The 24,908-nt window shown below is 57.6% G+C and carries 22 protein-coding genes and 1 pseudogene; 12 read left to right on the plus strand and 11 right to left on the minus strand.

Annotated elements, in window-relative coordinates; all coding sequences use genetic code 11:
* Positions 1 to 4: 4 nt before the first annotated feature.
* From BM316_RS09790 to BM316_RS09820, 7 genes are all read right to left on the minus strand, one after another.
* The gene (locus BM316_RS09790) at positions 5 to 1,759 is read right to left on the minus strand and encodes an FAD-dependent monooxygenase (protein WP_090207859.1); all 1,755 of its coding nucleotides are present in this window, start codon (positions 1,757 to 1,759) and stop codon (positions 5 to 7) included.
* Between the two features lie 2 nt (positions 1,760 to 1,761).
* Entirely contained in the window at positions 1,762 to 2,817 is a 1,056-nt protein-coding gene (locus tag BM316_RS09795) for a branched-chain amino acid ABC transporter permease (protein WP_090207065.1), read from the minus strand.
* Entirely contained in the window at positions 2,817 to 3,680 is an 864-nt protein-coding gene (locus BM316_RS09800; protein WP_090207068.1) for a branched-chain amino acid ABC transporter permease, read from the minus strand. The genes BM316_RS09795 and BM316_RS09800 overlap by 1 nt, the downstream gene beginning before the upstream one ends.
* Complete coding sequence (locus tag BM316_RS09805) at positions 3,677 to 4,384, minus strand: ABC transporter ATP-binding protein (protein WP_090207071.1); 708 nt, start codon at positions 4,382 to 4,384, stop codon at positions 3,677 to 3,679. Before BM316_RS09805 ends, BM316_RS09800 begins: the two co-directional genes overlap by 4 nt.
* Complete coding sequence (locus BM316_RS09810; protein ID WP_311135663.1) at positions 4,384 to 5,097, minus strand: ABC transporter ATP-binding protein; 714 nt, start codon at positions 5,095 to 5,097, stop codon at positions 4,384 to 4,386. Before BM316_RS09810 ends, BM316_RS09805 begins: the two co-directional genes overlap by 1 nt.
* Before the next feature lie 95 nt (positions 5,098 to 5,192).
* On the minus strand, positions 5,193 to 6,470 hold the full coding sequence (locus BM316_RS09815; protein ID WP_090207076.1) for an ABC transporter substrate-binding protein: 1,278 nt from the start codon (positions 6,468 to 6,470) through the stop codon (positions 5,193 to 5,195).
* 25 nt (positions 6,471 to 6,495) lie between these two features.
* Positions 6,496 to 7,560: a maleylacetate reductase gene (locus tag BM316_RS09820; RefSeq protein WP_090207862.1), complete on the minus strand. Its 1,065-nt coding sequence runs from the start codon at positions 7,558 to 7,560 to the stop codon at positions 6,496 to 6,498.
* 89 nt (positions 7,561 to 7,649) lie between these two features.
* Between BM316_RS09820 and BM316_RS09825 the strand changes: the two genes are divergently transcribed.
* Complete coding sequence (locus BM316_RS09825) at positions 7,650 to 8,600, plus strand: LysR family transcriptional regulator (protein ID WP_090207079.1); 951 nt, start codon at positions 7,650 to 7,652, stop codon at positions 8,598 to 8,600.
* A 278-nt stretch (positions 8,601 to 8,878) separates the two neighbouring features.
* Here the strand turns inward: BM316_RS09825 and BM316_RS09830 are convergent, their stop codons facing one another.
* Positions 8,879 to 9,865: an aldo/keto reductase gene (locus BM316_RS09830; RefSeq protein WP_207493644.1), complete on the minus strand. Its 987-nt coding sequence runs from the start codon at positions 9,863 to 9,865 to the stop codon at positions 8,879 to 8,881.
* Positions 9,866 to 10,624: 759 nt separating this feature from the next.
* On the opposite strand from BM316_RS09830, the gene BM316_RS09840 reads away from it, so the two are divergent.
* Genes BM316_RS09840 through BM316_RS09850 form a run of 3 tightly spaced genes read left to right on the plus strand, consistent with a single transcriptional unit; the run spans position 10,625 to position 12,957 of the window.
* A complete protein-coding gene (locus BM316_RS09840) occupies positions 10,625 to 10,936 on the plus strand; it encodes an ArsR/SmtB family transcription factor (protein WP_090207084.1) in 312 nt (103 codons plus the stop codon).
* A 54-nt stretch (positions 10,937 to 10,990) separates the two neighbouring features.
* Entirely contained in the window at positions 10,991 to 12,043 is a 1,053-nt protein-coding gene (locus tag BM316_RS09845; protein ID WP_207493645.1) for a permease, read from the plus strand.
* On the plus strand, positions 12,040 to 12,957 hold the full coding sequence (locus BM316_RS09850) for a PhzF family phenazine biosynthesis isomerase (protein WP_090207089.1): 918 nt from the start codon (positions 12,040 to 12,042) through the stop codon (positions 12,955 to 12,957). Before BM316_RS09845 ends, BM316_RS09850 begins: the two co-directional genes overlap by 4 nt.
* A gap of 380 nt (positions 12,958 to 13,337) precedes the next feature.
* On the opposite strand, the gene BM316_RS09855 is transcribed toward BM316_RS09850, so the two are convergent.
* The 3 genes from BM316_RS09855 to BM316_RS09865 are packed head-to-tail and all read right to left on the minus strand — an operon-like array spanning position 13,338 to position 15,471.
* Positions 13,338 to 13,883, minus strand: a complete 546-nt coding sequence (locus tag BM316_RS09855) for an amino acid synthesis family protein (protein ID WP_090207093.1) — start codon at positions 13,881 to 13,883, stop codon at positions 13,338 to 13,340.
* Positions 13,880 to 15,058, minus strand: a complete 1,179-nt coding sequence (locus BM316_RS09860) for an MFS transporter (protein ID WP_090207095.1) — start codon at positions 15,056 to 15,058, stop codon at positions 13,880 to 13,882. The genes BM316_RS09855 and BM316_RS09860 overlap by 4 nt, the downstream gene beginning before the upstream one ends.
* Positions 15,058 to 15,471 carry an ester cyclase gene (locus tag BM316_RS09865; protein WP_207493647.1) on the minus strand — a complete coding sequence of 138 codons (414 nt, stop codon included), beginning with the start codon at positions 15,469 to 15,471 and terminating at the stop codon, positions 15,058 to 15,060. The genes BM316_RS09860 and BM316_RS09865 overlap by 1 nt, the downstream gene beginning before the upstream one ends.
* Positions 15,472 to 15,653: 182 nt before the next feature.
* Between BM316_RS09865 and BM316_RS09870 the strand changes: the two genes are divergently transcribed.
* From BM316_RS09870 to BM316_RS09910, 8 genes and pseudogenes are all read left to right on the plus strand, one after another.
* Positions 15,654 to 16,451 (plus strand): LuxR C-terminal-related transcriptional regulator, encoded by a 798-nt coding sequence (locus BM316_RS09870; protein ID WP_090207101.1) that lies wholly within the window; start codon positions 15,654 to 15,656, stop codon positions 16,449 to 16,451.
* A complete protein-coding gene (locus BM316_RS09875; RefSeq protein ID WP_090207103.1) occupies positions 16,448 to 17,878 on the plus strand; it encodes a LuxR C-terminal-related transcriptional regulator in 1,431 nt (476 codons plus the stop codon). Before BM316_RS09870 ends, BM316_RS09875 begins: the two co-directional genes overlap by 4 nt.
* A gap of 555 nt (positions 17,879 to 18,433) precedes the next feature.
* Entirely contained in the window at positions 18,434 to 19,714 is a 1,281-nt protein-coding gene (gene urtA, locus BM316_RS09885) for an urea ABC transporter substrate-binding protein (protein ID WP_090207107.1), read from the plus strand.
* Between the two features lie 64 nt (positions 19,715 to 19,778).
* On the plus strand, positions 19,779 to 21,710 hold the full coding sequence (gene urtB, locus BM316_RS09890; protein WP_090207110.1) for an urea ABC transporter permease subunit UrtB: 1,932 nt from the start codon (positions 19,779 to 19,781) through the stop codon (positions 21,708 to 21,710).
* Between the two features lie 3 nt (positions 21,711 to 21,713).
* Entirely contained in the window at positions 21,714 to 22,880 is a 1,167-nt protein-coding gene (gene urtC, locus BM316_RS09895) for an urea ABC transporter permease subunit UrtC (RefSeq protein WP_090207111.1), read from the plus strand.
* Entirely contained in the window at positions 22,877 to 23,626 is a 750-nt protein-coding gene (urtD, locus tag BM316_RS09900; RefSeq protein ID WP_090207114.1) for an urea ABC transporter ATP-binding protein UrtD, read from the plus strand. The genes urtC and urtD overlap by 4 nt, the downstream gene beginning before the upstream one ends.
* Positions 23,619 to 24,314: an urea ABC transporter ATP-binding subunit UrtE gene (gene urtE / locus BM316_RS09905; RefSeq protein WP_090207117.1), complete on the plus strand. Its 696-nt coding sequence runs from the start codon at positions 23,619 to 23,621 to the stop codon at positions 24,312 to 24,314. The genes urtD and urtE overlap by 8 nt, the downstream gene beginning before the upstream one ends.
* 329 nt (positions 24,315 to 24,643) lie before the next feature.
* Positions 24,644 to 24,871 (plus strand): annotated as a pseudogene (locus tag BM316_RS09910) (outer membrane protein); the annotation flags it as partial.
* Positions 24,872 to 24,908: the final 37 nt, after the last annotated feature.

Genomic DNA, 24,908 nt, shown 5'->3' on the forward strand with positions numbered 1-24,908 from the left:
CCTCCTAGCGTGCGAGGATGTGTGTGAGAACGCGGGTCAATTCTGCCGTCGGATCATCCGGCATAGCGTCATTTCGCCAGCAGACGTGCTGGTCGGGGCGCGTGAGGATACAGCCGGCGTCACCGATTTCGCGCGCGCGAGCCCAGTCGCCTGTGTGGTCGATGTATTCCTGACGCGGACCGATCACGTGTGTCCGCAGCTTGATGCCGAAGTCCTCGGCTACTTTTTCGGCCGCATCAGCCCACGCCTTGCCACCCAAACCGGTAAACAAGGTGAACGCACCGCCACCGGCCAAGTCCAGCGTCGAATGTTTGCCACCCTCGGCGTCAAAGAGCCACGCATGTGGAATGCGCGCGCCCGGCCAAGTCGTCGGCTGATAGTGAAGGTCGGCGTCGAGGGCAAAGTCAGGCTCGATCTGGCCGTCCGTGACGATGGCGTCCGATTTGTAGCGCTGGTTCATCTCGACACCGTGGGCGTCAAACTCGTACTTCTTGAACGCAATTGCAGCGTTCAGCGCATCCCGTTGCGCCTCTGCCTCAGGCGTGGTGCCACAACGGGCGTCCATGTTGGCCTTGATCTTTTCGATATCGGTGCCGCCGGTCATGCCCAACGCCTCAAAGATCGGGCCAAATTCGCCAATTGACTGGTTGGCACGGGTAACGATCTGCTTGGCAACCGGCGCGCGTTCTTCGTTGTAGCTTTCGAGGAGTTTCTCTCCAGCCTGTCCTTTCACCACAGCAGCAAGCTTCCACGCCAGATTGTAGGCGTCCTGAATCGACGTGTTCGATCCAAGCCCGTTAGAAGGCGGGTGGCGGTGTGCCGCGTCACCCATGATAAAGACACGGCCCCTGGACATTTGCGTGGCGTAGGCATCGTTGACCGTCCAGGTGTTTGCGCTGATCAGGTCGATCTCCAGTTCAGGATCCCCCACCAACTGACGGGCCACTTCCGTTGCCATCTTTTGATCCACGTCGGGCGCAGGTTCGTTGATGTCGTATCCCCAGACGATCAGCCACTCGTTCCACGGGCGAATACAGCGCACTAGACCCATTCCAATGCCGCCCACATCTGCGCCGGGCTGCATTACCCAATAAAGTACCGATGGCCTGTGTGCCACGTATTTGGACAGGTCCGCGCGGAAGTAAATGTTCATCGACCCGCCGACGCCCATCTTGCCTTCGATCGGCAGGTCCTCGTTCTCGGCCACCAGCGAGTTACCGCCATCGGCACCGATCAGATACTTTGAGCGGATGGTAATTTCCTGGCCTGTCATCCGGTCCAGACAGGTCGTCGTGACCCCGTCGGCATCTTGCACGTGGCTTTTGTATTCAGTGCTCATCCGCGCCCTGGTCCCACGTTTGCAGGCGGTCTTGAACAGGATCGGTTCCATAAATGTTTGCGGCAGATCGTTCATGAAAGATGGTGAAGACAGCAGATGCTCGGCCTTGGACAGAGGGTGCGTGCCCCATGACTTCATCCGACCGATTTCTTCTCCGGCAAGGCTTTCGCAGAAGACATTCTCACCCATGATACTTTGGTCCATGGCGTTAAGATAAACCTCGTCCTCCACCTCGCGGCCCAGATCGCGCAGCACTTCCATTGTCCTCTGGTTCGTGATGTGCGCGCGCGGCGTGTTGGCCAACCAGTGATAGCGGTTGATCACTATGTTTTCGACGCCATAGGTCGATAGCAAGGCAGCAGCCGTTGAACCGGCCGGTCCGGTTCCGATCACCAGGACCTCAGTCGTTATATCAGCCATGTTCATTCCTCCGAAGTTGTGAGTTGTCCACCGGACAAGCGGCGGCGAATTGGGAAAAGGTGCAGACCCGTGCGTTCAGACAAGAGCCCCCACAGACCGCGGGGTGCGATCAGCATGATCACGATGGCCAAGACGCCGAGTGTCATCAGGTACCAGCTGCCGAAGTCAGCAAGCAGCGCCTGCAAGGCAAAGAACACCAGCACGCCGATGATCGGGCCTTCGATGGTGCCAATACCGCCAATCACGACGATAAAGATGACGTATGCCGTCCAGTCGGTGACACTGAATGCGGCATCGGGGCTGATCCGCGCCTTTTGCATGTAGATAAGTCCACCTGCGAGGCCGGTGCCGAACGCTGAGGTGAGAAATACGGTCCATTTCATGCGTGCGGCGTCAACACCCACCGATTTCGCAGCTTCCGTGTTGTCGCGCACAGCAGCCAAAGCGAGCCCGCGCCGTGTCCGCAGCAGCCAGTAGATACCACCGATTGTTGCCAAGGCGAGGGCCAGTGCCAGCCAATAGGCGAGGATATCACGGGCGGCTGCAGATCGCACGCCGAGCATCTCCTCAATCCCCTCGACGAACCACATATCGCGGGTTGCATCGCGCGGCAGCGACGTGCCTGTGCCGCCGCCCAGGGTTTTCCATTGGGCGACCAGCAACCGGACAACCTCGGCAATGACCCAAGTGCCGATGGCGAAGTATGCTCCGTTCAGTCGGAACGCAAAGAAGGCCGTTGGCACCGCGATCACAAGGGCCGCGACACCGGCGAGCAGGATGGATGGAACCGGATCAAGGCCCAACAGGATCACAGCGCCGAAAAGCGCATACGCCCCCATACCCACAAACGCCTGCTGCCCAATGCTCACCAGTCCGCCATAGCCTGCCAGCAGGTTCCAGAACTGCGCCAGAACCAGCATCGTGAGGATAAAGAACATATCCTGGATCGTCCCGCGCCCGGCAAAGAATGGGAGCACGATCAGAACAACGACTAAAATGGCGCCAAGGATCGTTGCAATGCGCGATGCGGGCGTTTGGGTGGTAACAGTGTAAGCCATCAGTCATTCGCTCTTGGGAAAAGGCCGCGCGGGCGGACAAGAAGGACAACCAGAAATGCGACATGTCCCGCAAGGATTTGCCATTCGGGGTTGACCGCGGCGCCTACGGTCTGCGCGACCCCAATGATGATGCCGCCCAACAGCGTGCCCCAAAGCGATCCAAGCCCGCCGATGATGACCGCTTCAAAGGCATAGATCAGCCGCGCCGGACCGATGTTGGGATCGAAATTTGCCCGCAGCCCAAGATACAGCGCAGCGATCGTGACAATCACGAGCGCGATACCGGTCGCGGTCGCAAAGATGTTGGCGGGTTTGATGCCCATGAGGCTGGCCGTGGTTGCGTCGTCAGATGTTGCGCGGAAAGCCCGGCCAAGCTCGGTCCGGTAGAATAACTGGTTCAGACCGATGATGACCAGAACGGCAGAGGCAAAAGTCAACAACGGCATGACACCGAGCGTGATCGGGCCAACATCCACAGATGCCGTCGTTAAGGCATTGGTCGGCAGACGTTGGCTGTCAGCAGAGAACCCTTCTAACAGAGCATTTTGTAGCGCAATCGATAGACCGAACGTCACCAGCAGCGGCGGAAGGATGTCGTCGCCAAGCGTTCGGTTCAGCAGAAACTTCTGCAAAACCCATCCCAATACGAACATCAATGGCATTGCTATGAACACTGCCAAGAACGGCGACAGACCCAGCAAGGTCACCAACACAAGCATCAGGTAGGCGCCCATTACGATCAGATCGCCGTGGGCAAGGTTCACCAGCCGCATGATCCCGAAGACGAGGCTCAATCCTGCGGCAAACAGCGCGTAAAGTCCGCCCAGCAGAATGCCCTGAATGATTGTATCGACCCAGATCAATGGTTTGCTCCGAAATAGGCGTTGTGAATATCATCGCGCGACAGGCTGTCGGGGGTGCCGGAAAGCGTCACGCGGCCCTCCATCATGCAGTACACGCGATCTGCGACGGCCATGGCCTGCGCGATGTCCTGTTCAACCACGATCATGGAGGCGCCCGCTGCCTTGATCTGTGGAATGGCCTTGTAGATGTCCTTGATCACCACAGGTGCGAGGCCGAGGCTGATCTCATCGCATAGCAGAACGCGTGGATTGCTCATCAGCGCGCGCCCGATGGCCACCATTTGTTGCTGTCCGCCGCTGAGGGCCGTGCCGGGGTTGTGACGTCGCTCGGCAAGGATCGGGAACAGGTCATAAACGGTCTTCAGGTTCCAATGGCCATCGGTTTTACGGCCATAGGTCCCGATCAACAGGTTTTCCTCGACCGTAAGCGATGGGAAGAGTTTCCGTCCTTCAGGCACCATTGCAACACCCTGCGCCATGATCTCATCTGCTGCTAGCGCACCGATGTTTTTGTTGTCGAAAGAGACTGCACGGGGATCATTCTGCAAAACGCCTGCGATCGAGCGCATGAGCGTCGTTTTCCCAGCTCCATTCGCGCCGATGATGGCGACCGTTTCGGCCTTGCCCAGTTCGATATCCACACCAAATAGCGCCTGAAAGTCGCCGTAGTGCGCGGTGAGGTTCTGAGTTTGTAAAAGGGCCATCAGACTTCTATCCCCAGATAGATTTCCTGAACCTCTTTGCTGGCCATGATTTCATCTGGATCGCCAAGCCCGATCACCTTGCCGAAGTCTAGAACCAGCAGACGCTCGACGACCGAGGTCAGCGCGTGCAACACATGTTCGATCCAGATGATCGTGACGCCCTGCGCATGAATGTCCTTGATGGTGCGGATGAGCGCCTGACACTCGCCCTCAGTCAAACCGCCCGCAATCTCGTCGAGCAGAAGCAGTTTGGGCTGCGTCGCCATGGCCCGCGACAATTCTAACCGTTTGCGTTCCAGTAACGAAAGCTGCCCCGCTGGCGTATTTGCCCGTTTGATCAGTTCCGTCCGCTCCAGCACCTCTGCACAGTCATCGCGCACATCGCGCTCGGACAGATTGCGCCCGTGGGTCGCGGCGACAAGGAGGTTTTCGTAAACGGTCAGCTTTTCAAACGGTTGCGGGATCTGGAAAGATCGTCCAATGCCGGTCAGGCACCGCTCCATTGCGGAAACCTTGGTCACGTCGCGCTCTTGAAAGTGGATACTTCCCTCGTCGGGTCGTAGGTTTCCGGTGATCAGATTGAACAGCGTTGATTTGCCGGCGCCGTTGGGTCCGATGATGCCAAGCGCCTGCCCCTCGGGCACCTCGAAGCTGGCGTCATCGGTCACGGTCAACGCGCCAAAGCTCTTTGAGACATTCTTCAGTGCAAGCATCGTCATCAAGCGTTACCCGCCCCGCGTTTACGCCGGGCTCAGTCAGAAAGTAGTGGTGGAGGCCCCGGTCAGCAGCCGGGGCCCGGTTTATTGGCTTAAGAAGGGATTTCTTCCATTGACCCACCCGTCGGAATGTCGGGGTGGACGGAATTGTCAACGATTACCAAATCGTAGCCGCCTCCGTCCTTCAGGCGCCATTGGCCGCCGACAAGTGGCGTCTTGGCGACGTTCTGGGTCGCAAAGGGCGGAAGCCCAGCGCCATCGAAAGCAATCCGTCCAACAATGGAAGAGAGCTGTGTTGCCGCAATCGCGGCTGTGACTTCATCGGGATCGCGGCTGTCTTCAACACGGCCCATAACGTTAGCTGCCATTTCAAAGAGCGCGTGAACAAAGCCAATGGGTTGGGTCCACTGCTTGCCTGTTGCGGCCTCATAGCCAGCGGCCAGATCGCCTGCCGATTGACCGGTCAGCGAGGAAGCAAACGGGTGGGATGGTGACCACCAAACCTCGGAGCTGAGGTTATGTCCCTGATCGCCTAGTGCTTCTACAGCCTGCGGGAAGAGGATCGCCTTGCCAATGCTGGCGGCTTTGGGGTTGAACCCCTGCTGTTTGGCTTGCGTCCAGAAGGTCGTGAAATCCGGTGGGATTGGCACGCCGGTGACGATTTCGCAGTTCGCGGCCTTGAAGGCATTGATTTGGGCGCTGAAATCATCCGTGAGGTTCTGATAGCGCCCCGTGTCAGTCAGCGTATAACCCTGCGCATCCAGCACTGGCGGGAAACCCACGACTGGGTCGCCCCATGCGTTGCCGTCCCCGTCGTTGGGGAAGATCGCGCCAACCGATTTGTTCGTATCGAGCTGGTTCCACATTGCCGTAAAGACGGAAATCACATCCTCGAGCCCCCAGAAGAAATGGAAGCTGAAATCAAAGGGCTGCCAACTTCCGGGGTCGCCTGGGTTGCCCTGCTGGCCGATGAAATAGGGCTGCCACGGAGCGACGGTCGAGATCACGGGAATTTCTTCTGCCTCACAGGTCGTGGCGACCGGGTTGGTGGTTTCGGGGGTGGACGCAACAAGCATCATGTCGATCTCATCGTCGATGATCAGTTCCTTGGCGACTTCGGCAGCGCGGTTCGGATTCGATTGGCTGTCCTTGACGATGACCTCGAAGTTGGACCCCGCATCAGAGGCGAGAAACCCGTCGATGATGAACTGGTCTGCTTCTGAGAACGCCGCCAGCGGTCCCGATTGCGGGCTGACATAGCCCAGCCGGATTTTCGCCCCTTGAGCCAAGGCCGGAGCAGAAAGACCGCCTGCCGCCAGTGTAAGCCCCGTTGCTGCAGTGGATTTCAGTAGTCTACGGCGTGTGATCATGATGTCCTCCCAAACGTCGTCTCAATTATTCGATAGGTGTGTCGCCCGCCCAGGCCGCCTGCAAAAGCGCGCGGATGTCGTCGCGCGTCACAGGTTGCGGGTTGGGGTAAGGTTTCGTGGTGGCCAGATCGGCGGCGCGATCAAGATCGGCTTCCGCCATTCCCAGGTCGCGCAATGCTGTTGGTGCGTTCATGGATGTCGCGAAGTTGTGCAAGGCCGTTCCTGCATTATCTCCGCCCAACAGATCGCAAATCGGTCGCAGGTCCTTGGCAACTGCACGGGCATTGTAGGCAATGGCGTGAGGCAAAATGATCGCGTGGGTTTCGGCATGAGGCAGGTCGAACGAGCCGCCCAGTGTGTGGCAAAGTTTATGATGAAGCGCCATGCCGACTTGCCCAAGAACAGTGCCGCAGGCCCAGGCTCCGCGTTGTGTCGCCTCGCGCGCGGCAAGGTCGGATGGGTCGTCCAGAACCTTCGGCAACCCATTTACAAAAGCCTTCAAGCCGTCAACGGCCATCGCTGTCGTCCCGGCTGTACGGTCGGTGGCGTAGAGCGCTTCTGCCGCATGTGCCATCGCATTCAGGGCAGACGTCACAGTCATCGCGACGGGAAGCGTTTTGACGAGTTCTGAGTCGTAGATAATGACTTCAGGCAACACCTTCGGGTCACTCAACGTTGTTTTCACACCATTTTCTGTCTGACCAAGAATGGGCGTGCATTCGCTGCCAGCATAGGTCGTTGGAATGACAATCTGCGGCAGGTCGGTCCGGTAGGCGATGGCCTTCCCGAGGCCGGTTGTCGAACCACCCCCGATCGCCACAACACAGTCGGCCTGGGTTTCTGCCACATGGCTCATCGCAACTTCGGTGACCTCTACCGGTGTGTGCATCGCCGCTTTGCAAAAGACACCCGCCGCCAGTTCTCCAAGATATTCAGCGATTTCCAAAGCCGCGTCACCTTGTTGCGGTGTCGCGAGGATCAACGCTTTCGACAGGTTCAGCCTGCGAAGCTCGGCGGCGATATTGCTCCGCGTGTTGGCTCCGAACACGACTCTGACGTCTGAACTGATATCTTGGGCAGCGTGTCCCACTATACTGATCTCCACCTCATTCGCGCCCAGATTAGCAGCAGAATTTGATGTGTTGATCGAATGTATGGCAAACAATATATCATGATGTTATGAAAATTGATCCTAATCACCTTCAGATGCTCGCAGCGATCATCGACTCGGGCGGCCTCAGCGAAGGCGCTGCCCAACTGAACAAATCGCAGCCCAGCGTCTCGAGGTCTCTGGCCATGCTTGAAAAGCGCCTCGGGTCGCGACTGTTCGAGAAGGGAAAGAGGCCGCTCAGGCCAACTGAACTCTGTCAGACATTGGCAGAGCAAGGTCGTGTCATTGGGGCGGCAAGCGCCGCCGCGCAGACGGCTGTAGAGCTTTATTCAGGCGGCAAGGCGGGGACGGCGCGCATTGCCGGCACGCCAATTTTCATGGATGGCGTCATCTCGAACATGATGGCCTCATTTCAGAGCGCCTTTCCGGAGGTCGCAATCCATCAGACCTACGGCTACCTGGCTGACTTGTCCGATCAGTTGAGCGTCGGCAACATCGATCTCGCAATTTGCCCTGTCAGCCCAGAAGGGGTTCCGCCGCCTTTGAAATTCAGGCCTATCCTACGTGGCCGCAACGTTATCGCTTGTGCTTCATCGCATCCGCTCGCACGGCAATCGGCGGTCAAGCTGGAAGACATTGCCGCCTATCCATGGATCGCTCCGCCCGCAGGCAGCCCCTTGTATTCTGATTTGAAGGCAGCTCTGGACAGTATCGGGATCACCGATTTTCGTGTCAGCTTTACCGGGGGATCCCTCGCATCGATCTTAAGCGTCATGGCGGGGTCCGACGCTTTGACTGTTTTGCCATATTCAGTCGTGTTCATGCAAAGGGCGGCTAAAACGATCACCGCGCTTCCGGTGCGGCTCGAACACCCCGATCGTGAGTTGGGCCTGCTGTGGCACGAAGACCGGCCCATGCGACCGGCTGTTCGGAGGTTTCAAAAGTTTCTCGAAGCCGAATTCAAGGGTCTCGCGGACCGAATTGATGAACGCGGCCGCGAAAACGTATGGCGTCGGTGAAATTCAGACATGACTGCCAGACCACATTTGGCAGCAGTCCCAAAACCGACTTCTTGTCCAACGCGGAGGTCCCTAATCTATCATCCCTCGCTTTGTAACGCAGTGCGCTTCGGTCCAACAAACCTGCCTTTTCGTTGGGCTTGAGGGACCAATGCCTCCTGAATTGTCAGCAATACGGGACTTAGCCGCCCAATGACATTCCGAACTGTCAGTCCGCTTTGGAGCGGGTCCGGTTCGATCATATCCTTTGGGCAAGTTCCACCAGCGAGCTGGCGCGCCTACCGTGCCTGATCTTCCGGCATGTCTTCACGCTCCATGACGGCCTCGACCTCTGCCATCGTGGCGTTTGACAAAGGACCAAACCGCAGAGCTCCCGCGAGCTCCTCAATCTGCTCGACCGTCCTTGCGCCCGGAATTGGCAGGTTCATCGCCCCACGCGCCCAGAGCCAGCATATTGCCCCCTGCGCAAGGGTGCGGCCGTCCACCATAAGAAGTTCGCGAACCGTATCGAGCATGCGCAGATAGTCCGCTCCAGGTTTTGCGTCCGTAAAGTAGGGCGTCTTCGCCTTGCCTGTGCTGCGAATATCGGTCGAGGGCATAACGCTCGACGCGTCGTATCTCCCGCCCAAGAGACCCATGGCGAGGGGTGACCGGATCAGGGCGATCAATCCTGCGTCAGACGCAGCACGCTGCACCCGCGGAACGTCGAGGAACACGTTCATGGCGTGCTCGACGATCGCAAAGCCCGCGCGCGGCGCGGCCGCGGCTACAGACTGCGAAAAGTCCGTGCTCCAGCCATATGTGCGGATTTTACCAGCGTCGCGGGCACGCTCCATCTGGTCGAAGATGGGTGCAGCCTCGTCAACAGATAGGCCGTTCTGGTGCAACAATACGGCGTCGATCCGGTCCCGGTCCAGCCGCGCAAGGCAGCGGTCGATCGCGAGAAGGACGTTCGCCGGATCAATGTCGTCACCGGTAAGTTGCTTGCTCTCCTCGTCGATGGCGATGCCGATCTTGGTGACGATGATTGCCTCGGGCCGGTCCTTAAGCGCTTTCCCAAGCAGGCGTTCAGCATGGCCCGCCCCGTAGGCGGCAGCGGTGTCGAAGAGCGTGATGCCACAGTCTAGCGCGGCATGGATCGAACGGATCGATTCTCTATCGTCCGCACCGGCATAGCCGACGGGCTCCTCGCCCGCGAACATGGGTCCACCGATGGGCCAGCACCCCATGCCGAGCGGTTCGATCGTCCGGTCCAGAAATTGCATGGTGGGCCTCCTCATAGGTTCGCCACAGAGGATAGCCCACGTGCGGTGGCTACATCCATGCAACAATCTGAAACGGTCATTTCATGAGTGACACTAATTTCATTTTAAATGATCTGCGTCCAAAGCTTGCTATTACCCGACAAGACGGGCTCGCAGCGGCGGCCTCAACCACCGGAACAGCTCTCGCACGCTCAGCCGTCGCATGCCCGCTTTGGAGCAGCGTTGAAAGCGCAAATTGCTCCGCCCACTGCCGCGTAGCCGAGATCGCGCGGCAAAAGGCGCTGATCGGTGTGCGCATCGAGCCGATAGCCGCAAGAAACGTGGAACTTCTTGAGCAGCCCAAGCAGAGGTTTCTTTGTTGTGCATAAGCGTTGCCAGGGAGTGTTCGGTGCTTCAGCCACTGACCTGCCGACGATATGCAAAAAGTCGGAAACTATCATTCCTGCTCTGTGCTGCATTGTTCAAGATGGGGTCTTGGTCGTCGCCAGACCAATCGCAGCACATCCGCAGTGCAAATCGTGTACCGAACTCGGGGCCACGTCCAAACAACCGACTGCTGGTTATTACACAAATGGTTGCTTCCACCGACCTGCGCGCCCCTACCCCTCCAAGGTTGGCTTCGAGCCCATGCTCGACGGCAAGTCGAGTTGATCAATAATGCTGTTTCAGTCGGGTTTTCTGATGGGTTACCCTTCGGTGGCGTAGTCGCCCGTGAGATTTCGGTTGATTATAACTATAATGTTGGTTATGTAGTGGGCTATGAACCAGACAGCCGCCACCGCCCGCGCTCTCGCCGCACTCGGCCATGAAGCGCGACTTGACGTCTACCGCCTCCTCGTGCGCGCGGGTGAAAACGGATTGATTATCGGCGACATAGCGAACCATACCGGCCTGCCGCTCTCGACGCTCGCGCATCACCTTCGTCAGCTCGTTTCCGCAGGTCTCATCGTTCAGGAAAAACAGGGCCGGCAGGTGATCAACAGAATCGACTTTGCGGTGATGAACCGGACGTTACGCTTCTTGACTGAGGAATGCTGCAATGGCGTCAGCCTTCGGGAAGACGCGGCGTAATGACTGTTCGCGTTTTTTTCGACCCAATATACCTATAAAACTAGGACTATTTATATGACAGATGCCTCTCTACACCTCACCGATCGCGGCCGCGCGGCACTCAGCCATGTATGGCAGAGCGGGCGGATCTGGATTGCAATCATGATGATCCTTTTCGTGACAGCGCTGTTCGATCCTGCACAAGGTCGTGAGAGCTTGGCCTTTACGGCACGCGCCCTCTTGGAAACCGCGCCCTACCTGTTGCTGTCCATCGGCCTCGCCGCCTATGCAGGAGCCACAGGGGCTGACGGGCTTATCGCGCGTGCCTTTACGGGAGCTCCTGTTCTCATGATCGCGCTGGCGGCGGCTCTAGGGGGCCTGTCACCTTTCTGTTCTTGCGGGGTCATTCCGCTGATCGCCGCGCTCCTCGCTATGGGCGTGCCGCTCTCGGCGGTGATGGCCTTCTGGCTTGCGTCACCTGTCATCGACCCGTCTATGTATGCTTTGACCGTTGGGGTTCTTGGTTTCGAGTTCGCCACAGCCAAGACGCTGGCGGCAATCGGTCTCGGCCTGTTTGGAGGTTATATCACGCTGATCCTGACCCGAGCGGGAGCCCTATCCACCCCCTTGAGAGAGGGTGTCGGGAACGGAGGCTGCGGCGCGTCCTCGATCCGCGACCCCAAGCCGCCAGTCTGGGCCTTCTGGCAAGACGACGCCCGGCGCGTGAAGTTCGCCCGAGAGGGTCTGACGACCACGCTGTTCCTTGCGAAGTGGCTTACGCTCGCCTTCGTCCTCGAAAGCCTGATGGTCGCCTATGTTCCTGCCGATTGGGTTGCCTCCGCAGTTGGCGGCGAGGGGATCGGATCCGTACTGGTGGCCACCCTTGTGGGTGTGCCGGCCTATCTCAACGGCTATGCGGCGCTGCCACTCGTGTCCGGCCTGATCGAGCAAGGCATGGCGCCGGGCGCCGGGCTGGCCTTTCTGGTGGCCGGCGGAGTGACGTCGCTGCCTGCAGCTATCGCGGTCTGGGCGCTGGCACGCCCGCAAGTCTTTGCCCTTTATGTCGGATTGGCGCTGACCGGCTCGCTGACCGCTGGGCTCCTGTTCCAAGCTTGGATTGGCGCATGAGACCGGCACTGCGGTCAAAGGTGGACGTCCACGTCGTGGACGCCTTCACCACCACGCCGGGGCATGGAAACCGTGCTGGCGTCGTCCTTGATGCTGGAGGTCTGGACAGAGGCGCTATGCAGGCTGTCGCTGCCTTCGCGGGCTATTCAGAGACAGCCTTCGTGCTCGCACCCGAAGACGCAACTCATCGCCTACGCGTGCGATATTTCACGCCGACCGCCGAGGTACCGATCTGCGGGCACGCAACAGTTGCGGCCCACTTTTTGAGGGCATCTTTGGGCCATGCGGCAGATTACCCGTTGATTGCAAGGACTGGCGCAGGCGACCTGTCGGTCGGGCTGGAACAGGCCGACGGACGCATCCGCGTCTCGATGATGCAGGGGACACCGCATTTTGAGGACCCGCTTGAACCAGCGGTTTGCGCTGCGCTGACGGAGGCACTCAGGATTGCGCCGGATGAGATCGGTAGCTCGCCGATCCAGATCGTCTCGACCGGGCATTCGAAGGTTTTGGTGCCCGTGAGGCGGCGTGCGGTTCTTGATGCCTTGCAGCCGGACATGCCACGGCTGAGCGCGGTCAGCGCGCAGATCGGGTGCAACGGATTCTTCCCTTTCGTATTGGAAGGGAGCGCGCGCAAACCGTTGACCTACGGGCGGATGTTCGCACCTGCCATCGGCATTGATGAGGATCCCGTGACCGGGAACGCAAACGGCCCTCTTGGGGCGTATCTCGTCCACCATGGTCTTGTCGAAACCCTCGGCAAGCTGACCTACCCCGGCCATCAGGGCATCGCGATGGGAAGGCCCGGCGTTGTCCATGTGACAGTAGACCGGCGAGGCACAGATGGGCGGATGAGCGTCTCGATCGCAGGCGATGCCGTTGTCGCTGGTATCAGGACCTATGCGAAACCCTGAATCGCGGCACCGCCAAGTCAGCTTGGTCCTTAGGGCGATGTGATCTGCGTCAGTCCGGCAATTGCCAATGGCCGATGATTGGCTGGAACGTCCTGCGATCAACGCAACGGCCAGATGAAGATGGTCGTCAGAGGTTCTTCGGGCTGTCTGAAAACCAATCCAAGCCAGTGTGCGGCAGATCGCAGCCCCCACATGCCGCGACCCATTGGAGGGCGAGGGGCGACATTGAAATATGTGGACGTGACACATTGCCTACTCCGATGCGCCGTGGTTGCCAAAAACATATCTGTAGCACTGGGTGTCCGCAGCCTTTGACCCACTTTGCGGATTGGATTTTCGCTATTGAGCCATGCAGCAATGGCAACGGGCATGGTTGTTTATCATTTGCCCTTTGGCCCTGCGCCTACTCTCGGGTGCACGCGGGTGCCATCGGATAGCGCGACGCCGAAAACCAATTCATCTGCGCGAGGCGCGTCCGCGATGCTCAGCGTCATCGTGTCTATAAAGTCGAACGCCCATGGGGCGTCTTTATGCCCGAGCGGCAGGTCGATCCGGTCGCCCATAACCCCAACCTTGTGATTAGAGGGCATTAAAGCTTGACCACCCCCAATTGCCGCCCGCACAGGTGCGCCCAGTTTGGGGTGCAGTACCGCTGCGCCATGCTCCATCGCACCAGCTGCGCCGACCAGCGCTGCCTTTCCATAGCTCACGGCTGGACCTGACAACATCTCGACCAGTTCGGACATCATTCTTGGGCCAAGCTCTGTCGCCAACTCGAACAGTTCAGAGAGATCCTCCTGATCCTGTCCGGCGAAAGGGTTTCGCACCACTGACATAGCCGCAACCCGGGTTATCGGTTGACAGGATTTGCCGAACTCATCCGAGGTGATGACTTCTTTGGTGAAAACGGTCTTGCGAACAATCATGCAGTTTGCTCCGTGTGGTGCACATCTTTGGCACGCGTCTTCAAAAGGGTGAATGTGAGCGCCAGAGGCACAACACTTGCGAAAAGAACCATAGCCAACAGGATCGGTCCCTTGGGTTGGCCCGTTGCATCGAGTATCGCGCCAGCGACTGGAGGCGTGGCCAACATTATTGCGTAGTAGACCGTGAAAAACACACCCATTCCAAAGGCGCGGGTCTCCGGTCTAAGCGCCAATCCTGCAAGGGAGATAATCACGCCAGCCGGGGCCATGCCCACCAGACCAAAGAGCAGACTGGCGGCGACACCTGCGTTAGGCAGATTCAGCATCCAAAGTGCGACCACAGCGCCTGACATGCAAATTGCTAAGGCCAGATCCCGGCGGCCAAAGCGATCGACGATCTGGCCACAAAGCGCCCCGGAAACGATCATCAACCAACTACCGATACTGATGATCCCCGCTGCCGTCACAGCGGAGGTGCCGGATGTTTCAAGCACCTTTGGCCCGAAGGTCAGGTAGATGACATAGCCCGCATTAAATACGCCCCAGGCCCCAGCCGCGCAGATCACCAGTCGCCATTCCTGTGTGGTCAGTCGGGACGCAGTCTTGAAGCCGATTGCACTCTGATCCTGCGGCGCGCGGTACAAAGCAAACATAGCCGCAGCCGCCAGCAGGCAATAAACGGAAGCCACCTGGAAGGGCGCGCGCCAGTCAAAGGCGTGCTCCAACCAAACATGGCCAATTTGCCCCATGGCAATTCCGAAGGGCCAAGACATGACCAGGATGCTCATCGCCGTGGCAATCTCCCGGCCCTCAAACCAGTCAGCAACCATCTTGGTGAAATAAAGGGTCGTGAACAGAAACCCTGCGCCAGCGATCACGCGGCCAATACCGATGCCGCTGCTGCTTTCGGCCATAGACGAAATCAGCCCTCCAATCGCAAGGGCAACCAAGCCCAAAACCACCATGTCACGGTCGGCAATAAGACGCCCCAGGTAGCCCGCCGGGAGGGCAAGTAAGAGACCTGGCGCCATAAAGAGGCCTACCAATAGCCCCACCCCCGCATAGTCGAGCCCAAAGGCGACCACCAATCCGTCGCCTACCGAAGACACGGTTTGAAACTGAAACCCTAACCCGGTCCGGGCAAAGAACAAAAGTGCGAGAATTTTCCAGCGCATCACGACCAGCCCAAACTGCGGAGCGCGAGGACGTCATTCCAGATTTTCGTCATGTGGGCGATCCTGTCGCCTTCAAAGTGCATCACGTATGCGTAGTCAGAGGCCACAGCCTTGCCAGTTGGCGCCACAGGTCCTCCTTCACCCGTTTGCGTCCCGTGAAATTTGGCTGCTGCCACAGCAGTCTGGCGCACTTCGTCCCATGCAAAGGCAGTCAATTCGTATCGCCCATCTGGCACCGGTGTCAGGAGACCCTTCATCCAATCGCAATAGGCGGCGAGTGTCTTGGTCTCAGCAAGGGCATCCGCCTGGCAGGCAAATGTCGCATCCGCATTGCACCAAGCCTTGCAGGTGTCCCAGCCCCGCCCTGTCTCACAGGCTTCGAAGAAAGCTTTGGCGGTTTCAGAGTGTTGCATGACGATTTCCCATAGCTGTCATCAATTGCTTGGAAGCTATCCGGCCGGAACCAAACGCCCTATCCGGCAGATGCTGTAAATCTGGCTTGGGTGCTGCAGTATTTAACTACTGCATCTGCAGGATTGTTCGGCCTGACGCATTTTGCTTAGCTCGGAGGTGGATAGGAGGCGGACATCACATCATGCAAGACAGCAATGACCTGAGCCGAAGGGAAAACCAGATCGCAGAGAGCTATGCTGCCGGCTGTAGCTACCAGGAAATCGCAGCTAACCTGCATATTGCACCTTCTACCGTGCGGACGCACTTGGCGACGATCTACCGAAAGCTTGAAGTCTCATCCAAAGTTGAGTTGGCCAGCCGACTGGCTGGAACCAGTCCAATGCCACGCGACACTGTGGATAATGCGGCCATTATCTCTGAACTCGCACTCAGCCTGGAAGAAGCACTCAGCCGGGAGAAAGCGCTTACCGAGGTCCTGCGTATCATCGGTGCTTCACATGGCGATCTGAATTTGGTGATGCCCGCGATCTTGCGCTATACGTTGGACCTTTGCGATGCGGAGTTCGGCATCCTTTTTGAGTACCGCGACAAGAGGCAATTTTGCGCCAGCTTTACTCTTGGCATCCCAGAGGCTTTTCAAATCTGGCTGGACGACAGCGGAACCTTCGCCGTGGGCAGTCAGACGGGCCTCGGTCGCATGACCGCGCAGCGCGAGGTCATACATATCATCGACGTGAAATCCGAAGCGATTTACCGATCCGATGATCCGCTACGGTTCGCCACTGCTGATCTGGGAGGTGCACGGTCATTTGTGGCGATCCCCATGCTTGCCGCAGACCGCCTGGTTGGCGCATTCACCATCTATCGCCAGTCAGTACGTCCATTCTCTGATGACGCGCTGCGGTTGGCCCAAATCTTCGCCGCGCAAAGTGTCATCGCACTTGAAAATGCGCGTCTGCTCGGTGGGGCGAGACCGTGACCGATGTCCTAACAGGTCGCGAGGCGCAAATTGCCAGGCATTATGCGGCAGGTCAGAACTACCAGCAAATTGCTGATGAACTTTGCCTTGCACCGTCCACGGTGCGTACCCATTTGGCCGCGATCTACCGCAAACTTGAGGTCTCGTCGAAGCTAGAACTACGTGACGTGATGCGTGACAAGATCGACAACGGGCAACCGGCTACACATGTAGCCATCCCAGTCCCGCGATTGCCTGAACGGCCCTCAATCGCTGTTCTTGCTTTTGAGAATATGTCGCGAGATCCCGATCAGGATTATTTGTCAGATGGCATTGCCGATGACATCATCACCGCACTCTCCCGCTCGCCGTGGCTCTTCGTAATCGCGCGCAACACCACGTTCACCTATCGCGGCACAAACGTCGACCTCAGAAAGGTCGCAAATCAACTTGGCGTCCGATTTGTTCTGGAAGGCAGCGTGCAACGTGCAGCAAACCGCGTACGTGTCTCGGCTCAGTTAATCGATGGCGCAACTGGAGGCCATCTCTGGTCAGAACGCTATGATGGACGGATCGAGGATGTCTTTGATTTGCAGGATGAGATCACACGCAAGGTCGTCGCATCCATCCAAACCGTTGTTCAGCTCAACACAATCTCAGAACCCGTGGAACGCACGGCGCGTCCTGAACTGACCGTTTGGGAACTCACGATGCGTTCTTGGCGGCTGCTATATGAGTTTTCTCCCGAGGCTTACGCCCATGCCAAAGCGCTGCTTGAGCGCGCCTTGGCCCTGGATCCTGAAAGTGCCGAGGCGAATATGATGCTATCCTTGATCAATCATCATATTGCCTTGCTCGGGTTTGCGCCTGATCCGCGTCCGTCGGTCGAGGCCGCTTATGCTTTGGCCCGGCGCGCTGTCACGCTGGACGCCCGCAATGAGTATGCCCATTGGGCCTTAGGGATTAGTTGCTGGGGGCTCGAACGATTTGACGAGTCTCTTGCTGCGCTTGATCGGGCCGTCGCGCTCAATCCAAACTGTTCGCTCGCCTATGGCAGTCGAGGCACGCTGCTCGCCATCTTGGGGCAATCGGATGCAGCCATCGAAGACCAAGAGATTGCGATCAGATCCAATCCACTGGACCCCAGCATATTTTTTCGTTTTTCCGGCGTGGCTATGGCGCATTACGTGGCAAACCGTTTCGATCAGGCTATCGAGTGGTCAGACAAAGCGCTCCATCGCAATGATGAATGGTATCTCGCGCATTTCCTGAAAATAGCGTCATACGCAGCCATGGAAGACATGCCGAAAGCGCAGGGCGCAAGACGTGTCTGCCAAAAGTCACTCCCCGAGGTCAGCGCCGGGTTGTTGGAGAGAATGCCTTTGCAAAACAAAGCTGCGATGAACGAATTTCGGTCCAGACTGGCAAGCGCAGGCATGCCGAAGTAGGGCCAAACCGCAAGACTGTCTCGATACACCGAATAGTTGGGATCGGGGATGACTGGCACAGATCAACTGGTATCGCACTGCGCGCATTGATCATTGGTGTGAAACGTCAATTTGGTCGAGATCCGCTGTCTAGGCGCGAATTGAATGGTATTTCGGATCGACGTTCCTGATCTTGCGAAATACGCCGCAAGCCGAGTCGCATTTGCTGCAGTGCGGCAATATTTGACTACCTTATTGACATGTCTCGTTTTGTTCAGGCGATCACTTTTTGTGCAACTGCAGAAAAGGCGTAGGATAATTGAGCGCAAATCCGTCAATACGCGCGAACAACAGCACACTTATTGGCATTGCAGCATCTGCTGTGTCTTCGTGCGAGTGCCCGTATCCGGGCGCTGAAACGTCCCGCAGGGCCCATCCTGGCAGATAGTATCCCCGCGAGACGACAACATCACTGCTGTGGGTCTCAGATATGACGACTGTGACCGTTTTCAAAGTGCTACGAAGCATCTTTTGAAACTGCCCTCTTGGCCCATGGCACAACTTGGGACCTGAATAATGGCTAAAATCCTCCCCCTTGCATCTTTGCTGACCGCTGGGCTGCTCTCATCGACTGCTGCATTTGCATGCGATGACCCGATCAAAGTTGGTGTCTTGCACTCGCTTTCTGGCACGATGGCGATTTCGGAAACTACGCTCAAAGACACAATGGAGCTTTTGATTGAAAACCAGAACGCAGCGGGCGGTTTGCTTGGTTGCGAAATCGAGGCTGTCGTCGTCGATCCGGCATCCGACTGGCCGCTTTTTGCTGAGAAAGCCCGTGAACTTCTGACGGTTTCAGAGGTCGATGTGATCTTTGGCTCCTGGACGTCTGTGTCGCGCAAATCGGCACTGCCCGTGCTGGAAGAGCTGAACGGCCTGATGTTCTACCCTGTCCAGTATGAAGGTGAAGAAAGCTCACGCAATGTGTTCTATACGGGCGCTGCTCCAAACCAGCAGGCGATCCCGGCGACTGATTACTTTCTTGAGGAACTGGGCGTTGAAAAGTTTGCGCTGCTTGGGACGGACTATGTCTACCCACGGACAACCAACAACATCCTCGAAGCCTATCTGATGGATAATGGCATCGCCGCCGAAGATATCTTCGTGAACTATACGCCCTTCGGCCATTCTGACTGGGCAACCATCGTGGCCGACGTCGTAGCTCTCGGCGCTGACGGAAAGCAGGTCGGTGTCATCTCAACCATCAACGGTGACGCAAACATCGGTTTCTACAAAGAGTTGGCGGCCGCCGGTGTCTCTGCCGATGATATTCCTGTTGTCGCGTTTTCGGTGGGAGAAGAGGAACTCTCTGGGCTGGACACAACCAACCTTGTCGGCCACTTGGCAGCTTGGAATTATTTCCAATCCGCTGAGTCAGAGCTGAACGACGAATGGGTCGCCGCCTGGAAAGCCAAAATGGGCGAGGATCGTGTCACCAACGACCCGATGGAAGCACATTATATCGGCTTTAACATGTGGGTGAACGCTGTGACTGACGCAGGCACGACCGATGTCGATGCCGTGCGTGAGGCCATGTACGGCCAAGAGTTTCCGAATTTAACGGGTGGTACGGCCGTGATGCTGCCAAACCACCACCTCGCCAAACCGGTACTGATTGGCGAGATCACAGCAGATGGTCAGTTCGACATTATCAGCCAGACCGAAGAAGTGCCTGGAGATGCATGGACAGACTATCTGCCAGAGTCGGCCGTTCTGGTCTCTGACTGGCAAGAGCTTGGCTGCGGTATGTACAATACCGAAACCGAGACCTGCGTTCAGCTGACGTCAAACTACTAAGACAAAATGGCGTGCGGGCCGGTAGGCTCGCGCGCCTGACTTCCTGAATAACAGGCCTCGCATAATGCTCCGAAAACTGCTGATGGCACTCGCCTTATGTTGCGCCATGCCTGCTTTGGCGACAGCCCAAACACTGCAATCCATCCTGCAAACCCATTCTGAAGAAGTGGCCAAACCCGGTCGCCGGACGGTAGGTGTGCTGCTTGATGATCTGGTCGCGAGCGAATTGCCACAGGCGGTGCCCTTCCTTGAGGCATGGCGTGACCGTGAGATCGTACTGCGCGAGGATGACGGTCTTTTCTTTCGTCAGCGTGACGGTGATCTCTTTGATCTGGATACTGGCGAGGTCGTAGGCGCTTCAGATGGGGTCGCCTTGGCTGAGGCCCGTCCCAATGGGGGTGTCCGCCGCGCCATTGGTGATGTTTTGGTCCAGTTCCAGCTTTCTGATCCGGATATTACCAAACGGCAGGCCGCAGTGGACGCAATCGCGCGGAGCATGGACGCCAGCCAGTTAGCGCCGCTTGCCGCTTCTGTGGCGGGAGAGCCAGATCCCACGCTGCGCGCCACCAAAGAACGCCTTATCGGTCTGCTGCAAGCCAGTTTCGCCCCAACCGCCGATGCGCGTATTCAAGCCATTGCCGACCTAGGGAGCGATCTCTCAGTTGATACACGCGCGGTCCTGAGCAAGATACTCGCAACCGAGCCGGGCGTCGCCGTGACACTGCCGGAGGGCGCAAACATCGCTGCGATCCTCACACCTGGCGTCGATCTGGGGACGGATGAGGCCTATGCACAATTGGTTAAGGCGAGTCTTGCCCCGCCCGTCACCAGCGCAGCAGACGTACGGCGCGCACTAGAGGCCAATATCGTCGACGGCACGGTCGGTGGTCTGCCAGTGGCGACGATGGATACACAAGAGGCTCGCGCGGCAGCATATCAGGTTTTGGCAGAAGCCGGGACAGTGCCGCCGCTTGTCACACCGGACGACCAAGCCGCCGCCCTGAACGCCCATGTCTTTTACCTCTCATACAGTGAACCCGACGTAGCAATCACCGATGCGGCGCGCGCCTCGCTCGATGCGATCGAGACGAAGGTGGCTCTCAGTCAAGCCGCCGATTTGGGGCTTGATGCGCTGTCGCTGGCGTCAATCTACTTTCTTGCAGCGATTGGCCTTGCAATCACCTTTGGTGTGATGGGGGTGATCAATATGGCCCATGGCGAATTTATTATGATGGGGGCCTATACCGGCTATGTCGTCCAGCTGTTTGTGCCGGACTACACGGTGTCGATCATCATTGCCTTGCCACTGGCGTTCGCGGTGACCTTTGGTGCAGGGGTGGCGATGGAACGCCTTGTCATCCGGCATCTCTATCATCGACCGCTTGAGACCCTGCTGGCCACATTCGGCATTTCAATCGCGCTGCAGCAGCTTGCCAAAAACATCTTTGGCACCCAAGCGCGGCCTCTAACCTCGCCGAGCTGGTTGGATGGCGCTTTGGTCTTCAACGATGTCATTGCAATCAGCTACATCAGGATCGCGATTTTCGTGCTGGCGCTGATCTTTCTGGCATTGATTGTCTACGTCTTGCGCCGCACACGGCTAGGCCTCGAAGTCCGTGCGGTGACACAAAACCCAGGGATGGCCTCTTCGATGGGGATCAATCCCGACCGCATCAATATGATGACCTTCGGACTTGGGTCGGGCATCGCCGGGATCGCAGGTGTAGCGATTGGGCTCTTTGCACAGGTAACCTCGGAGATGGGACAAGCCTACATTGTGCAATCCTTCATGACCGTGGTGGTCGGCGGGGTCGGCAGCGTCTTTGGGACACTCGCCGGAGCCGGCCTGATCGGTGGTCTTCAAAAAGGGATCGAGTGGCTGAACCCCTCCAACACGCTGGCCGCCCAAACTTACATGATCCTGTTTATCATCCTTTTCATTCAATTCCGTCCCAAGGGCATCGTTGCCCTCAAAGGTCGGTCGTCGGCGGACTGAACCATGGGCAAATCATTCCTTTCTCAAAACCCCTCTGTCTTGTGGTTCCTGATAGGCCTGTCAGTCTTTACCCTTGTGGTGACACTGCTGTCAGAGGTCACCGGCATTGCCTTCATCTCGACCAGCTTTGTGAAGACATTGGGCAAAACGCTTTGCTTGTGCCTAATCGCGGTCGCCATGGATGTGGTCTGGGGGTATTGCGGCATTCTGAGCCTTGGCCACTTCGCCTTTTTCGGGATCGGCGGCTATGCCATCGGGATGTGGCTGATGTATGCGCGCACGGAAATCATCGTGCTTGAGAGCCTTGCGGGGCAAGTCCTCCCACCGACGCCGCAAGAGGTTTCGGACGCTATTGGGACGCAGATCTTTGGTGTCGTCGGCAGTTCGGAGTTTCCGCTGATCTGGGCGTTTGCTGACAGTCTGGCTTTGCAACTGCTGATGGTTGTTCTTGTCCCGGGCGCGCTGGCGCTTGTCTTTGGATGGCTTGCCTTCCGCAGCCGCGTGACCGGCGTTTACCTTTCGATCCTCACGCAGGCGATGACACTCGCCCTCGCTCTCTATTTGTTCCAGAATGACAGTGGATTGCGCGGCAACAACGGCCTTTCGGGTCTGCAGAACATCCCGGGGTTTGAGGACACATCGCAGGCCACCATTTCGATCATCTTCTTTTGGGCATCCGCACTCGCACTTGGGTTGGGGTATGTGTTCTTTGCCTGGGTCGTTTCCGGCAAGATGGGCAGCGTCATCAAGGGTATCCGCGATAATGAGGCGCGCGTGCGCTTTCTTGGGTATCACGTGGAAAGCTACAAGCTGTTTATCTTTACGATCACAGCCGTCGTTTCGGGCATCGCAGGCGCGCTTTATTATCCGCAGGCGGGCATCATCAATCCCGGAGAGATCGCCCCGATTGCCTCGATCTATCTGGCGGTCTGGGTAGCGATCGGCGGACGCGGCAGGCTTTACGGTGCTGTGATTGGCGCAGCTTTCGTCTCGCTTTTGTCGAGTTGGTTTACGGGCGGTGGTGCGCCCGATGTCCCGCTGGGGTTCTACACGATCAAATGGACAGATTGGTGGCTGGTGTTGCTGGGCCTGAGCTTTGTTGCTGTCACGCTCTTCTTTCCCAAGGGCATTGGCGGTCTGTTCGATAAATTGGTGAGGAAGCCATCATGACAACGCTCCTCGAAGTTTCAGGCGTCTCGGTCAGTTTTGACGGGTTTCGGGCGATCAACAACCTCTCAGTCCAATTTGCCGAGGCCGAATTGCGCGCCATCATCGGGCCCAACGGCGCGGGCAAAACGACATTTATGGACGTTGTGACCGGCAAGACGAAACCCGATGAAGGGAGGGTCATTTGGGGGGAAAAGAACATCTCGCTCTTGGGGATGTCGGAAAGTGAAATCGCGATGGAGGGGATCGGCCGGAAGTTCCAGAAACCCACGGTCTTCGAGGATCAAACCGTCCGCCAGAACCTTGCCATGGCCCTGAAGAATCCGCGTGGGCCCTTTGCTGTGCTGTGGCACAAGCGCACCAAGGCAAATGGCGCGCGTATCGAAGCCATCGCCGAGCAGATCGGCCTGACGGCGCAGCTGACTCGGATCGCGGGCGAACTGAGCCACGGACAAAAGCAGTGGCTTGAAATCGGGATGCTGCTAGCCCAAGAGCCACGGCTGCTGCTTGTCGATGAGCCTGCTGCGGGCATGAGCGTCGAAGAACGCGAAAAGACCACCAACATCCTGCGCGAAGCAGCCAAAACACGGGCCGTTGTGGTCGTCGAACATGATATGGAATTTGTCCGCCGACTGGGCTGCAAAGTAACCGTTTTGCATGAAGGATCAGTGCTGGCCGAAGGCAGCCTTGATCATGTGACACGCAACCAAAAGGTCATCGACGTCTATCTGGGGCGCGGGCATGCTTAAAGTCGACAACCTCAGCCTGAAATACGGTCAAAGCCAGATCCTCTTTGATGTTTCTTTGGTCGCAAAGCGCGGCGAGATCACCACCTTAATGGGCAACAATGGTGTCGGAAAAACCAGCTTTCTTAAGGCTATTGCAGGCAGGCATCCTTATAGCGCAGGCAAGCTTGAAGTTGACGGCACTCACCTGTCGCATCCAAGCGCGTTCGCGGCGGCCCGCGCGGGCATCGCCTATGTTCCGCAAGGGCGCGAGGTTTTTCCCCTGATGACCGTGCTGGAAAATCTTGAGACGGGCTTTGCCTGTCTGCCCAAATCCGAGCATGTGATCCCTGACGAGATTTTCGCGCTCTTTCCGGTTCTCCAAGAGATGCAGGCAAGGCGTGGCGGGGATCTTTCAGGCGGGCAGCAACAGCAATTGGCGATCGCGCGCGCGTTAGTCACGCGCCCGAAGGTGCTGCTTTTGGATGAGCCGACCGAGGGCATCCAGCCCAATATTATCCAACAGATCGGCGATGCGCTACAACAACTGCGCGGCAAAGGCGAGATGGCAATCCTTCTGGTCGAACAAAACGCAGACTTTGCTTACGGAAATGCGGATCAGATCTACGTCATGGAACGCGGGACCATGAAACTGGATGTGCACAAATCGGAGATATCAAAAGCGTCGCTCTTGGAACACTTGTCGCTTTAGTCCTTGGCAACTGGATCACGCGATTGCGTTTAGAGAATTCTAACAATGAGCAGAAGACGATTTGATGCAGGAATTGGGCCGAAGCCAAAATCTGATTTCTTTGCATCCAACTCTTCTCTTACAACTTCAGCGAACGGCTTCTAGCTGCCCCATCACAGTCTTTCTGAGTTGGGAGCCGCCCGTCCAATCCGGTGTTAAGCCACATGACCTGTGGACAAACCAAGGTGATCTGCTCGCTTGCTTTGCCGCGTCCAACGACACGGTATGCAGCGCGATCGTGGCTGAAAGGAAAGTCAATAACGTGATCGCCGACCGGCCCGGCACTTGTCTATGGGACAGCAGGGCTCGCCTACGCCGAACTGACCATCGAACAAGGCACAACCGAGATTGCGCTGAAAGACAGCGCGCCTTTCTTTGGCGTCGGTGCGGATTTGATGGTGTCCGATAACTTCTCGGTCGGTGCAGAATACCTGATCCACAGCTTCGACAATATGGATGATAGCCAGGTCGATATCGATCTCAACACTGCCAGCTTGCGGGTGTCCTACCACTTCTGATCCTGAAGTTGGCCGTCTTTCGCGCGGTCAACTTGAC

Origin of the sequence: Yoonia litorea (assembly GCF_900114675.1) — a bacterium.
GTDB classification, from domain to species: Bacteria; Pseudomonadota; Alphaproteobacteria; order Rhodobacterales; family Rhodobacteraceae; genus Yoonia; species Yoonia litorea.